An 11,806-nucleotide genomic window follows, 5' to 3' on the forward strand; every position below is an offset into this window, starting at 1 on the left:
TGCTCAGCGGGGCCCGTGGTGCGCGGTTGCGACAAGGGCGATGGCGCGCGTGCCAGCCGACAGTCTGAGCCCGCTTGCATCCTCATGCGCGGTGATCGTCTCGCCGGGATCGAGATTGCCTAGATACACGATCTCCCGCCGCGCCAGAGCGGTCTGAGAGGGCCGCGCCATCTCCGCCAGCTTCGAGAATGTTGGAAAGTACAGCAGGCCGACCGCGTTGAAATCCAGCGCAGGCAGCGGCGCGTAGTCCAAAATAGGCGCAGTCGGAGGGCATCTGTCGCGGGCATATCTGGCGCGCTCGCGGGCGCGGCGGTGGACCTCTTCGAGCGCCAGCGGCGGCGGCGGCAGATCGGCCAGTCCCGGAAGACTGCTGCGCAGCAGCTTGCGGTTGGAGCCACTGCCGTCGTGCCGCAGGAAGCAGCTGATCATGCGCAACGTGCCAAGCGGTCCATCCGCGCCGCGAAAGTGATGCTCCGAGCCGATCCGATTTGGGGCCAACTCGTGCAGGCTTGATGTGATCTGCACTTCGGTGCCAAGCAGCCCACCGGTGGGCGGCTCAAGCGCCAGTTCGGTGGCGCAGAAGGCGGCGTAGACGGGATGCCCTTCGGCATCGTGGAAGGCGATGCCACTCTGGCCGAGCGCCTCTGCGATGAGGCCCCAGTGACGGTCTCCGCCATCGCGCAGCAGCCATTGTTCCGACAGGCCGAAGGGCGAGAGCATCATCATCCCGAGCGGCAGACTATCCTGCCGCTCGATCCGGCGCGGGGTGCCGATGGCGCGCAGCGCAGTGCCCGCCATCAGCCCGCCACCCGCTGCGCCACGCCAGCCAATTGTGCGGCGATCTGCTCGGCGAGGTGGTGGCTGTCTTCTTCGATGCCAAGGAAGCGTCCCGAGCCCCAAGTGTTCAGCCAGCCGAGGCCGATGAAATGCAGACCCGGGTGATCGGTCACGCCGCGGTCAAAGACGGGCTTGCCGCGGGCGTCGAAGACATCCGCCTCGATCCACGCATAATCGGGGCGAAAGCCGATGGCCCAGAGCACCGAGGTGATGCCCGCCTCGGCGAGGTCGATCTCGGTGCGCTCCGCCTCCGGCTCCCAAAGCTTCTCGAAGGGCGGCTCCTCCGGCGCGTCGATGCCTTCGCGGGCGATATAAGCGTCGATCTGGGTGCGGATGCCGACGTAGGAGCGGTCGGCGTCGTCGAGGTTCTTTGTTAGGTCGGGCAGGAATTTCACCGTGGTGCCGTCCATATCCGCCAGAGAGCCATAAAGCTCGACGCCTTGCTCGACATGGAAGCGGCGCAGGTCGATCTCCTTGCCGCCGTCGCGGCCCGACATGTAGTGGTTTGTCTGCGTGAGCGCCTTCACCGGGTCGGGGTGCTCGGCGATGGTGATCGCATAGTGCCCGGCGTCATAAAGCCAGTCGGTGGCATCACGGCCGCGATACTTGCGCGGGCTGCGCGGGGCGGGGCCGACGGCGAGATGCACGTCGCGTCCAGCGCGGCAGAAATCCTCCATCAACTGCACGCCCGACTGGCCGGTGCCGACGATCAGCACGCCGCCCTCGGGGAACTGGTCGACGTTGCGATAGTCGACCGAGTGCATCTGGAATATCTCGGGCGAGAGGGTCTTGGCGTAGGGCGGCTCGATCGGCGTGTCGTAGCCGCCGGTGGCGATCACCACCTGATCGCAGGTCCATGTGCCGATCGAGGTCTCGACGATAAAGCCGCCACTCTCGCACGGCACCACGCGGGTCACTTCGACGTTCTCGCGCAGGCCGGGCTGCGCCATCGCGGCAAAGGCGTCGACGTAGTCGGTGATTTCGTCCTTGAGCATAAAGCCGTCGGGATCGGTGCCGCCATACTCGCGGTCGTAGTGGAAATCGGGCAGGCGGCACTGCCAGTTCGGGGTGACAAGGCAGAAGCTGTCCCAGCGGCTGTTGCGCCAGGAATGGAACTTCTCGTGCCGCTCGAAGACGATGCTCTCGATCCCCTTCTTCTTGAGGCAGTAGGCGGTCGACAGGCCTGCCTGCCCGCCGCCGACGATCACCACGGGGATATGCGGGGTCTGGGTGTCTTTCATCGTCTCCATCCTCATTGAGAGATGTGCAGGCAGGCGATTTCTGCGCCCTCCTGATCCTTGAATGTCGCGAGCTTGGCCTCGATCCGGTCGAGCTGATCCATGGCCGAACTGCAGGCAAACCCATATTTGCGCTGCACCCGGTTCGAGGCGCGCTTCATGGCGATGCGGGCGCGCTGCAAGAAGTCGTCCGCCGGGTAGCTCTGGCCGGGCTCGAAGATCTCGGCGACGACGCTGGAGGGGGAGTAGAGCTTTTCCTCGGCGCCGTCGGGCCAACGGACGGTCCAGAATGTTTCAGGCATGGCAGGCTCCAAGATCGAGATAGGGGGTTTGGGCGTGGTCCCAGAAGAGCGCGCTTTCGGCTCCATCGCCGAGGGTCACGGCGGATCCGTTGGTGACGCGCCCGATGGCGCAGGCGTCGATGCCGCGCGCGCAGAAGCGGGCGCAGACGGCGTTGGCGTTTTCCGGCGCGACCGACAGCAGGAAGCCGAAGCTGGGGAAGCTGCGCAGCCAGCGTTCGGCGGCGATGCCGGGCGGCGGGGTCAGGGCGGTGACGTCGATGTCGATCCCGACGCTTGAGCATTCCGCCAGCATCAGCGCGGTGCCGATGATGCCGCCCTGGCTGATGTCCTTTCCGGCGCGGGTCAACTCGTCCTCGGCCAGCGTCGGCAGCAGCTCCAGATCGCGGCGCAGCCGGTCTGGCGGCGCGTCGAGCGCGGCGCAGAAATTGTCGAAGTTGCGGTAGCTGCCGCGATGGTCCACGGCGGCGATGAGCAGATCGCCGGGCGCGGCGTGAAAGCTGGTGATCAGCCGCTGCGCCTTGCCAAACACCGAAGCCGCGAGGCCGAGCGCCGGGGCGGAAAGGTTGGTGTGCCCGCCCACCAGCGGCACGCCATAGGCGGCGGAGGCGTCGCGCAGGCCCTGCAGCAGCGGCGCGGCGGCCTCGGCGCTTGGCGCCCAGACCTGATCGACGACGGCGGCGCTGCGTCCGCCCATGGCCGCGATGTCCGACAGATTCACCATGACCGCGCACCAGCCCGCGAACCACGGATCGTCTTCGATGAAGGCGGGGATGAAGCCCTCGCCCGCCAGCAGGTCAAAGCCGCCGTCGCGGGGCAGGGCGGCGGCATCGTCGCCGGGGCGTCCGGCGCTGGCGGCACTGAGGCCAAGCGCTCGCGTCGCCCGCGCGATGCCCAGCTTCGAGCGGATCGAGGGGTGGTCGCGCAGCCGCCCGGCCAGCGCGTCTAGCTCGCTCTCGCTCATTTGCGCGGCTCGCGGGTGCGGGGACGGTGGTACCAGCCGGAGACCGGATTGGCGCAGGGCGGGTAGTGGCTCAGGTCTGCCTCCATCTTCATGTGCGGCGTGCCGTGGATCGTCACCTCTTCCAGCGGGCGCCAGCGCAGGCGGCGGAAGAGCGTGACGTTCTGCATCTGCACATGCGCAAGAAAGCGGTCGCAGCCGCGCGCGTTGGCGGTGCAGACGGCAAGGCGGATCAGTTCGGCCCCGAGCCGCCCCACGGCGCGGAAATCGCTGTCCACCGCCAGCCGCGAGCCCCACCAGAGGCGCGGGGCCTCTTCGTGGATACGCACCGTGCCGACCACCTGATCGGCCTCATGGGCGTAGGTCGACAGCGCCACCAGATGCGTGGCGATAAGGTCGATGTCGTCGCGGTCGTGGGCGGGGAAAATGCCCTGCTCCTCGACAAACACCCGGTGGCGCAGGCCCGCCGCGCCCTCGGCCTCGAAGCGTTTCGAGGCGGCGCGGATGTAATAGCCCGGGCTGCTGAACAGGCGCGGTTCAAGCTCGATCATGCCGACGCTCCCAGGGCTGTCTCCTGCGCCGTTCCCTTTTCTGGCACCTTCAGTTTCTCATAGCTCGACAGGGCCGAGCAGGCGCCGCATTTGCCGCAGCCCGCCTTCATGTCCGCCGAGCGGATCCCGGCGTGGGCGATCATCTGGCCGAGCGGCTGCAGGATCGAGGCCATGAACTCGGACGACGGCGCCGGGTGGCTTTCCAGCGGCGTGCCCGAGATCGGCACGAAGGGCACGACGAAAGGATAGACCCCCATGGCGCAGAGCTTTTCGCCCATTTCAAGGATCGCCTCACGCGTGTCGCCAAGGCCGGCAAGGATGTAGGTCGAGACCTGCCCGCGCCCGAAGACCCTCACCGCCGCCTCGAAGCTGGCGAAGTATTTCTCCAGCGGCACCGAGGCTTTGCCGGGCATGATGCGCGCGCGCACCTCGGGCGTGACCGCTTCGAGATGCATTCCCAGCGTGTCGATCCCGGCGTCATACATGCGCTGGTGCCACGCATCGTTCTCGGGCGGCTCGCATTGGCCTTGTAGCGGCAGATCGACGGCGGCCTTGATCGCCTCGGCGCTCTCGCAGAGCACCTTGGCGCCGCGGTCCTTGCCTGCCGGGGTGCCGGTGGTCAGCACCATATGGGTGACGCCGTCGAGGTCCACCGCCGCCTTGGCGACCTCGGCAAGCTGCGCGGGTGTCTTATGGGCGATGGTGCGGCCCGCCGCGAGGCTCTGACCGATCGAGCAGAACTGGCAGGTCTTCTTGCGACTCTCATAGCGAATGCAGGTCTGCAGCACCGTGGTCGCCAGCACGTCCTTTGAATGCAGCGCGGCGATGTGGCTGTAGGGAATGCCGTCCGCGGTCTTGAATTGGTAGAACTTTGCGCGGGTCGGGAAGCGCACGGTCGCCACCTCGGCGCCGTCGCGGGTGATATGGGCCTCGCCGGTGTCGTCGGGTGCCGACACGAGGTAGGGGCTGTCGAAGCTGGGCGCGGTGTGGACCGGGATCATCACTGTGCGCGCGCCGATGGTGATCGCCTTGTGGTCCGAGGGGCCCGCGCCGCCGCGGCGGCTTTCCTGCCCGGCGCGGGGATCGACAAGGCGCATGCCGTGGGTCTGAAGCTCGTTGATGAGCTGGGCGTGATCAAGCATCGGGGCGGCCCTCCTCGGGCAGGGGTTCCGGCTCGGCCATGGGAGTGCTCATAGGCGCGGCCTCACAGGTGTGGCGGGTGACGGCGGGGCGGGTGTCATGCACCAGCGACAAGAGCTCGGGCCTTGCGTAATGGCCGACGCTGTCCATCATGCGCTTGCGCTTGGCGACGAGCTTCATGTCGAGATCGGCGATCAGGATGCCTTCGCCTTCGGTCAGCGGCTCGGCGAGGTGACGACCCTCGGGCGAGATGATGCAGGTCATGCAGCCGCTGCGCATCGCCTTCTGCAGCTTCGGGTCGGGGTGGATTTGGGCGATCTGCTCTTCGGTCAGCCAGCCGGTGGAATTCACCACGAAGCAGCCCGACTCCAGCGCGTGGTGGCGCATGGTGACCTCGATCTGGTCGCGGAAGATATCGCCCACGAGGCTGCCGGGGTAGTGGCCCGCGTGAATCTCTTCGTGCTGGGTCATCAGCGCATAGCGGGCGAGCGGGTTGTAATGCTCCCAGCAGGCCAGCGCGCCGACGCGGCCCACCTTTGTGTCGACCACCTTGAGCCCGGCGCCATCGCCCTGACCCCAGACCATGCGCTCATGGTAGGTGGGGGTGATCTTGCGCCGTTTCAGCGCCAGCGTGCCATCGGCGTCAAAGATGAGCTGGGTGTTGTAGAGCGAGCCATGGTCGCGCTCGTTCACCCCCAGCACCACCACGACGCCACGCTTGCGGGCGGCATCGGCCACGGCCTGCGTCTCGGGCGAGGGGACAACCACGGCCTCCTGCATCAGTTCCAGATGCGGCGCGCCCTGCTGAACGGGCGGCAGCACGAAGCTGAAATAGGGGTAATAGGGCACGAAGGTCTCGGGGAAGACGATGAACTGCGCGCCTTTGCCAGCAGCCTCGGCAATCGCGTTGAGCACGCGTTCGATCGTGCCCGCGCGCCCGGAAAGGTCCGGGGCGATCTGGACGGCGGCGGCGCGGATGGTGTCGGTTCGCATGGGCTTGCCTTTGCAGACGTCGGGAAAAGGGGCCGGGCCGGGGAGCGGGCGGCCCGGCGTCCGGGGGCGGATGCATGCCCCCGGACAGGAGGGATCACACGGTCCAGGTGTCGAGGATCACCGCATTGGCCTTCTTGTGCAGCAGGATGCAGTCGAGCACGTCCTGCGGTGCGATGGGGGTGATGCCGGGCAGCAGCGAGGGCTCGCCGTGGCCGTAGAGCGCCTGGAGCGCGAAGCGGCAGGCGTAGACCTTGCCGCCTTCGCCCATGAACTTGTTGAGGTTCACCGCGAAGTTCTGGTGGCCGGGGAAGGCCTCGTCGCCGAGCGTCGGGAAGCCGCGCTGGATGCCAAGGGTCACGCCGGGGCCATAGAGCAGGATCGACGTCTCATAGCCTTTGCGATTGAGGCGGATTGCATTGAGAATGTTGACGAGGCCGATCGAGCCTTCGAAGGCGACGGTATGGAAGGTCACAAGCGCCTTCTCGCCTTCGTCGGCCTTCACATCTTCGAAGACCTTTTCTTCATAGTTGACGAAAAAGTCTCCGTTCTTGTGTGCTTCTTTGGTAACCTGAGGCATCTTGCCCTCCTTGTCGCTGCGTGGAGACAGGATGCTGGGCAATAAATGATTCACTCAATGAGCAGTGCAATATGCATACAATAATAATAACAATAAACATGCATTCCGCGTAATCTTTAGACGAAGTTTTGAGCTTTCGCCGGTTCGGCAGGCAATGTCTGTCTGGACCCGTGGCACGCAGGGCTCAGGTTTTGCGTCGATGCATACAATTGCCCTTCAATTCCGAGAATCGATCCGCTAAGGCTGGGTCGAACAGGAGTTGATGAAGATGATTGACTGGTCTCCCCAGCTGACCGACAGCGGCAAGCCGCGCTACCTTGCCATCGCCGATGCGATCGCCCGCGATATCGAGCAGGGGCTCTTGGGCAGTGGCGACCGGCTGCCGCCGCAGCGGCGGCTCGCCGCCAGTCTCGGCATCGACTTCACCACCGTCTCGCGCGCCTATGCCGAGGCGCAGGCGCGCGGTCTGGTCGACAGCCATGTGGGCCGCGGCACCTTCGTGGCCGAGCGCGCCGCCGCGCCCGCCGCTGACCCCGAGCGCAAGCGCGCCGAGGATCTGTCGATGAACATGCCGCCTGAACCCACGGACCCGGACCTCGTGGGGCGTATGAAGGGCGGGCTCGACTATGTCTCGGCCAATCTCATCGACCTTCTGCGCTACCAATCGCCCATTGGATCCGAGCGTGACCGTACCGCCGCCTCGAGCTGGCTGAGCATGCGGGGCATGGTGCCCTCGTTGGAGCGCATCGCGGTGACGCCGGGCGCTCATGCCACCATGGCGGCGATCCTGTCGATCATCACCAAGCCCGGCGACACGGTGCTTTGCGAGCGTGTCACCTATCCCGGCATCCGCAATATCGCGGCGCGCTTCGGCGTGACGCTGGTCGGGCTGGATATGGACGCGCAGGGCGTGACGCCCGAGGCATTGAGCGCCGCCATCGCCGAGCATCGGCCCAAGGCGCTTTACCTCAATCCGACGCTGCAGAACCCCACTACGCTGACCATCCCGGTCGAGCGGCGGCTGGCGCTGGCCGAGGTGCTGCGGTCCGAGGGGCTGACGCTGATCGAGGATGACGCCTATGGCTTCATCCCGGCAAAATCGCCCGCGCCCATCGCGCTCTCGGCGCCCGACCTGACGTGGCACATTGGCGGGCTGGCGAAATGCATCGGGGCGGGGCTGCGGCTGGCCTTCACCATTGCGCCCTCGCCGCGCTGCGCCTTCCGGCTGGCGCAGGCGATCCGGGCGCTGTCGGTGATGCCCTCGCCGCTGTCGATGGCGCTGACCACGCAGTGGATCGAGGATGGCACCGCCGACGGCATCCGTCGCTTTATCCGCGCCGAAAGCGCCGCGCGGCAGGCCATCGCGCGCGAGGCGCTGGAGGGGGCGGAGTTCACCGCCGCCGAGAATGCCTTCAACATCTGGCTGACCCTGCCCAAGGGCGCGGGCCGCGCCGATATCGTCGCGCGCATGGCCGGGCGGCAGCTTGGGGTCATGCCTTCGGACGCTTTCACCGTCGCGGGCGCACCGGGCGAGAAGCTGCGGGTCTGTCTGGGCGGCTCTGTCACACGCGAGGCGCTGCGCGAGAACCTCTATTTCCTTGGCAACACGCTGGCGCCCAACGCCTTCATGGGGTGACGTCGGGTATCCGGGCGTGGCGCCAGACACGGGGCACATGCCAGCCAGAGGGGGCGTGCCGCCCCGCGCGGCTGCCTCACAGAACACAACTCCTGCACCACATTCCGTTTGGACCTGCGCATGATCTTTCCCCGTTTGACCGCTCCGCTGCCGCGCTTCATCGCCGCGAGCGCCGTGACCAACCTCGGCGACGGCATCGCGGTGGTGGCATGGGCGTGGGTGGCGACGCTGCTGACCCGCGATCCGCTGCTGGTGGCGCTGATCCCGGTGGCGCTGCGGCTGCCATGGGCGATCTTCGCCATCCCTGCGGGCATCGTGACCGACCGGGTGAACCGCAAGATGCTGATCCTTGCCGCCGACGTGGTGCGGGCCATCGCCTTCGTGATCGCGGCCTTTGCCATCCACCTCGCGACGCCGCTGCCTCCTGCGCCAGAGAGCGGCCTTGCCGACCCGATGCTCTTTGCGGTGCTGGGGATCACCGCGCTGCTGATCGGGGCCGCCGAGGTGTTCCGTGACAATGCCGCGCAGACGGTGCTGCCCTCGCTTGTCGCCTCCGATAAGCTCGAAAGCGCCAACGGCCAGCTGTGGAGTGCCGAGCTGACCGCCAATGCGCTGGCGGGGCCCGCGCTTGGGGCCTTCCTGCTGGCCGAGGCGGTGGCGCTGCCCTTTGCCTTCAACATCGCGGCCTATGCGCTGGCGGTGGCGTTGGTGGCGCGGCTGAAGGTGCGCCCGCGCAGCCGGACCCGAGGCAGGCGTGACTGGAAGGCCGAGTTCCGGCAGGGCTTTGAGTTTCTCATGAAAGCGCCGATGCTGCGCATGCTCGCCGTGCTGACCGGGCTTTGGAACATGTGCCATCAGATGGTGGTGATGGCGCTGGTGCTGCATGTCCAAGAGAACCTCGGCGCCGGGCCGCGCGCCTATGGGGTGATGCTGGCTGCGGGCGCCATTGGCGGGGTGATCGGCGGCGTCATCGGTGGGCATGTGGCGGCGCGGCTGGGGCGGGGGCGCACGGCGCAATGGGCGTTGCTGCTCAGCTCGGCGAGTTTCCTGCTGATCCCTTGGATGCCGGACCCGGTGAGCCTTGCGCTGGTGCTGGCCGGCTTCGGCCTGTTCGGCGTAACGTGGGACGCGGTCTCGGTGGCTTACCGCCAGCGGATGATCCCCGACGAGATCCTCGGGCGGGTCAGTTCGCTCTACCGGCTGACGACATGGGGCATGATGCCGGTGGGGCTGCTGCTCTCGGGCTGGCTGGTGCGGGTGGGCGAGCCGGTGCTGGGCCGGAGCGCGGCGCTTGAACTGCCCTTCTTCGTGGCCGGGGCCACGACCGTGGGGCTGACCGTCATGGCGTGGGCACGGGTCGGGCGCGGCTTTGCAGAGCCCGGCGCGGCGGTGCGGACAGGCTGACGGCGCGCCCCTGAGGCGCCAGCCGTCATACGCCACGATGCGCCGTGGCGGCGGTGCGGATCTCGGACAGCAGCAGGTTCTGCGCCTGCGTGGGGATCCAATCGGCCCGCAGGGTGAGCCCGATGGGCCGGTTCCGCCAGTGCCCGGCCACATCCAACGGCAGCAGCGCGCCGTTCGCGATCTCTGCCTCGGCTTGAGCCGCCGAGATGCAGCCAAGGAAGTCTCCACGCATCAGCAACTCGCGCATGAACAGGATGGAGCCCGCCTCGATCACGCTTTTGGGCTCGCCGCCGGGCAGTCCGGCGAAAAACCAGTCGAATTGCGCGCGCGAGGGGGTGCCCGCGCGCGGCACGACCCACATGTACCCGGCGAGGTCTGCGGCAGTCAGAGCGTGTGCGCAGAGCAGCGGATGGCCGGGGCGGGCCAGCATGGCGAGCGTGTCGTCAAACAGCGGCTCCTGCACGACATCGCGGATCGGTGCCGGATCGCGCAGCGCGCCGAGTAACAGGTCGACGTCGCCCCGCCGAAGCCCCGCCAGAAGATCATCGTACAGCCCGTCGACCACGAGGATCGGTTGATGCGGGCGCTGCGCGCGAAATGCGGCGATGGCCTGCGGCAGCAGCACCGAGCGGGCCATGGGCAGCGCGCCGATCACCAGCCGGCCAACCTCGCGCCCGTCGATCTCGGCAAGTTCCGCCTCGGCCTGCTCCAGTTCCGCAAAGGCCAGACGCGCGGCCTGCGCCAGCTTTGCGGCGGCGCGGCTGACCACCAGCCCGTTGTGCCGCCGCTCGAAGAGTTGCTGGCCCGCCTCGCCCTCAAGCTGGGTGATGGCGCGGTGCACCGTGGGCTGGGCGTGACCAAGCTGTCGCGCGGCGAGGGTGAAATTCTCGGTGTCGACCACCGCGATCAGCGCCGTCAGCTGCGAGCTTGACGCGGTGAGGCAAAGGCGTGGCGAGAGCGCTTCGAGCACCGGGTCGATCCGCGCGAAGGCCCGCGTGACCCGCGTCCCCAGCAGCGCGCCGCGCTCGGTCGCAAAGACCCCCTGCCGCGACCGCTCGAAGAGCGGGCCGCCCGCCTGAGTTTCGAGCTTGCTCAAAGCCTGCGTGACCGCAGGCTGCGAGACATGGGTGCGGGCTGATGCCTGCGTCAAAGAGCGCAGTTCAAGCACCGCGCGGAAAACCCGCAGATGCCTCAGGTTGCGCGAGATCATCACGCGATCACCGCTCTGTTCCAGGCTGAACTGGAAGGCTCGCTCTGTCTGAGCATGACGTCTCATCTCTGCTTTTGTCCCGCATTCCTTGGCATGAAGCCTGCTAACTTTCCATCAGCTATAGCCAATTCTTATCCTAACGCATGCGTTTCGAAATTGCCCGTTTTGGTCTGGCCATGACATCTGCGGGGCAAGACACCCGGAGGAGACATCATGTCCGACAAGAAGACCGCGCTGATCATTTCCGCCCATGCCGCCGATTTCGTCTGGCGCTGTGGCGGCGCGATCGCGCTGCATGCGGAGCTTGGCTATGAGGTCACCGTGGCCTGCCTCTCCTTCGGCGAACGCGGCGAGAGCGCGCGTCTTTGGAAGGAAGGCAAGTCGCTGCAGGAGGTGAAAGACATCCGTCGCGGCGAAGCCGAAGCCGCCGCCGAAGCGCTCGGCGTCCACGAGCTGGTGTGCTTCGACAAGGGCGACTACCCGCTGCATCTGGACGCCGCCGACAAGGGCGAGTTGGTCGACCTCATCCGCAAGGTTCAGCCCAGCTTCATGATGAGCCATTCGCAGTATGACCCCTACAACACCGACCACATGTATATGTCGCAGGTGACGCTGGAGTGCCGGATGATCGCGCAGGCTTGGGGCCACAATCCCGGTGAAAAGGTCCTCGGCGCGCCGCAGCTCTATCTCTTCGAGCCGCATCAGACCGAGCAGATGGGATGGAAGCCCGACACGTTCCTCGACATCACTCCAGTCTGGGAGAAGAAGCGCCGCGCGATGGAGTGCAACAAGGGGCAACTGCACCTGTGGGACTATTACACCCGCGTCGCGCAGCAGCGCGCCAACCACTTCAAGCGCAACTCCGGCGGCATGTCGGGCGGGCGTGACTGCCATTACGCCGAAGGCTTCCAGTCGATCTTCCCACGCACCGTGGACGAGCTCTGAGGCCAAGGGAGGAGA

The 11,806-nt window shown here is 67.0% G+C and carries 12 protein-coding genes; 3 read left to right on the top strand and 9 right to left on the bottom strand.

What is annotated here, in order from left to right:
- Positions 1 to 3: 3 nt before the first annotated feature.
- The 8 genes from AYJ57_RS18310 to AYJ57_RS18345 all read right to left on the bottom strand — a co-directional run bounded on the left by AYJ57_RS18310 (position 4) and on the right by AYJ57_RS18345 (position 6,596).
- Positions 4 to 798: a Pnap_2097 family protein gene (locus AYJ57_RS18310; protein WP_066109388.1), complete on the bottom strand. Its 795-nt coding sequence runs from the start codon at positions 796 to 798 to the stop codon at positions 4 to 6.
- Positions 798 to 2,078, bottom strand: a complete 1,281-nt coding sequence (locus tag AYJ57_RS18315) for an MSMEG_0569 family flavin-dependent oxidoreductase (RefSeq protein ID WP_066110448.1) — start codon at positions 2,076 to 2,078, stop codon at positions 798 to 800. Before AYJ57_RS18315 ends, AYJ57_RS18310 begins: the two co-directional genes overlap by 1 nt.
- Before the next feature lie 11 nt (positions 2,079 to 2,089).
- Entirely contained in the window at positions 2,090 to 2,377 is a 288-nt protein-coding gene (locus AYJ57_RS18320) for an MSMEG_0570 family nitrogen starvation response protein (RefSeq protein ID WP_066109391.1), read from the bottom strand.
- The gene (locus AYJ57_RS18325; RefSeq protein WP_066109394.1) at positions 2,370 to 3,338 is read right to left on the bottom strand and encodes a sll0787 family AIR synthase-like protein; all 969 of its coding nucleotides are present in this window, start codon (positions 3,336 to 3,338) and stop codon (positions 2,370 to 2,372) included. The genes AYJ57_RS18320 and AYJ57_RS18325 overlap by 8 nt, the downstream gene beginning before the upstream one ends.
- On the bottom strand, positions 3,335 to 3,886 hold the full coding sequence (locus AYJ57_RS18330) for an MSMEG_0567/Sll0786 family nitrogen starvation N-acetyltransferase (RefSeq protein WP_066109397.1): 552 nt from the start codon (positions 3,884 to 3,886) through the stop codon (positions 3,335 to 3,337). Before AYJ57_RS18330 ends, AYJ57_RS18325 begins: the two co-directional genes overlap by 4 nt.
- On the bottom strand, positions 3,883 to 5,028 hold the full coding sequence (locus AYJ57_RS18335) for an MSMEG_0568 family radical SAM protein (protein ID WP_066109400.1): 1,146 nt from the start codon (positions 5,026 to 5,028) through the stop codon (positions 3,883 to 3,885). The genes AYJ57_RS18330 and AYJ57_RS18335 overlap by 4 nt, the downstream gene beginning before the upstream one ends.
- Positions 5,021 to 6,019, bottom strand: coding sequence for a Nit6803 family nitrilase (locus AYJ57_RS18340; RefSeq protein WP_066109402.1), 999 nt, complete (start codon positions 6,017 to 6,019; stop codon positions 5,021 to 5,023). The genes AYJ57_RS18335 and AYJ57_RS18340 overlap by 8 nt, the downstream gene beginning before the upstream one ends.
- A gap of 94 nt (positions 6,020 to 6,113) precedes the next feature.
- Positions 6,114 to 6,596 carry an MSMEG_0572/Sll0783 family nitrogen starvation response protein gene (locus AYJ57_RS18345; protein ID WP_066109405.1) on the bottom strand — a complete coding sequence of 161 codons (483 nt, stop codon included), beginning with the start codon at positions 6,594 to 6,596 and terminating at the stop codon, positions 6,114 to 6,116.
- Positions 6,597 to 6,864: 268 nt separating this feature from the next.
- Between AYJ57_RS18345 and AYJ57_RS18350 the strand changes: the two genes are divergently transcribed.
- Positions 6,865 to 8,232 carry an aminotransferase-like domain-containing protein gene (locus AYJ57_RS18350; RefSeq protein WP_066110449.1) on the top strand — a complete coding sequence of 456 codons (1,368 nt, stop codon included), beginning with the start codon at positions 6,865 to 6,867 and terminating at the stop codon, positions 8,230 to 8,232.
- Positions 8,233 to 8,352: 120 nt separating this feature from the next.
- Positions 8,353 to 9,636 (top strand): MFS transporter, encoded by a 1,284-nt coding sequence (locus tag AYJ57_RS18355; protein WP_066110450.1) that lies wholly within the window; start codon positions 8,353 to 8,355, stop codon positions 9,634 to 9,636.
- 25 nt (positions 9,637 to 9,661) lie between these two features.
- On the opposite strand, the gene AYJ57_RS18360 is transcribed toward AYJ57_RS18355, so the two are convergent.
- Entirely contained in the window at positions 9,662 to 10,912 is a 1,251-nt protein-coding gene (locus tag AYJ57_RS18360) for a LysR family transcriptional regulator (RefSeq protein WP_237220224.1), read from the bottom strand.
- Between the two features lie 147 nt (positions 10,913 to 11,059).
- Between AYJ57_RS18360 and AYJ57_RS18365 the strand changes: the two genes are divergently transcribed.
- The gene (locus tag AYJ57_RS18365) at positions 11,060 to 11,791 is read left to right on the top strand and encodes a PIG-L deacetylase family protein (RefSeq protein ID WP_066109412.1); all 732 of its coding nucleotides are present in this window, start codon (positions 11,060 to 11,062) and stop codon (positions 11,789 to 11,791) included.
- The last annotated feature ends 15 nt before the right edge of the window (positions 11,792 to 11,806 follow it).

The sequence above is a fragment of the Salipiger sp. CCB-MM3 genome (genome assembly GCF_001687105.1).
Taxonomy (GTDB): domain Bacteria; phylum Pseudomonadota; class Alphaproteobacteria; order Rhodobacterales; family Rhodobacteraceae; genus Salipiger.

What these genes read in the sequence shown, in the direction of transcription:
- AYJ57_RS18310 (WP_066109388.1), bottom strand. Translation starts at nt 798, where the DNA reads ATGGCGGGCACTGCGCTGCGCGCCATCGGCACCCCGCGCCGGATCGAG.
- AYJ57_RS18315 (WP_066110448.1), bottom strand. Translation starts at nt 2,078, where the DNA reads ATGAAAGACACCCAGACCCCGCATATCCCCGTGGTGATCGTCGGCGGC.
- AYJ57_RS18320 (WP_066109391.1), bottom strand. Translation starts at nt 2,377, where the DNA reads ATGCCTGAAACATTCTGGACCGTCCGTTGGCCCGACGGCGCCGAGGAA.
- AYJ57_RS18325 (WP_066109394.1), bottom strand. Translation starts at nt 3,338, where the DNA reads ATGAGCGAGAGCGAGCTAGACGCGCTGGCCGGGCGGCTGCGCGACCAC.
- AYJ57_RS18330 (WP_066109397.1), bottom strand. Translation starts at nt 3,886, where the DNA reads ATGATCGAGCTTGAACCGCGCCTGTTCAGCAGCCCGGGCTATTACATC.
- AYJ57_RS18335 (WP_066109400.1), bottom strand. Translation starts at nt 5,028, where the DNA reads ATGCTTGATCACGCCCAGCTCATCAACGAGCTTCAGACCCACGGCATG.
- AYJ57_RS18340 (WP_066109402.1), bottom strand. Translation starts at nt 6,019, where the DNA reads ATGCGAACCGACACCATCCGCGCCGCCGCCGTCCAGATCGCCCCGGAC.
- AYJ57_RS18345 (WP_066109405.1), bottom strand. Translation starts at nt 6,596, where the DNA reads ATGCCTCAGGTTACCAAAGAAGCACACAAGAACGGAGACTTTTTCGTC.
- AYJ57_RS18350 (WP_066110449.1), top strand. Translation starts at nt 6,865, where the DNA reads ATGATTGACTGGTCTCCCCAGCTGACCGACAGCGGCAAGCCGCGCTAC.
- AYJ57_RS18355 (WP_066110450.1), top strand. Translation starts at nt 8,353, where the DNA reads ATGATCTTTCCCCGTTTGACCGCTCCGCTGCCGCGCTTCATCGCCGCG.
- AYJ57_RS18360 (WP_237220224.1), bottom strand. Translation starts at nt 10,912, where the DNA reads ATGAGACGTCATGCTCAGACAGAGCGAGCCTTCCAGTTCAGCCTGGAA.
- AYJ57_RS18365 (WP_066109412.1), top strand. Translation starts at nt 11,060, where the DNA reads ATGTCCGACAAGAAGACCGCGCTGATCATTTCCGCCCATGCCGCCGAT.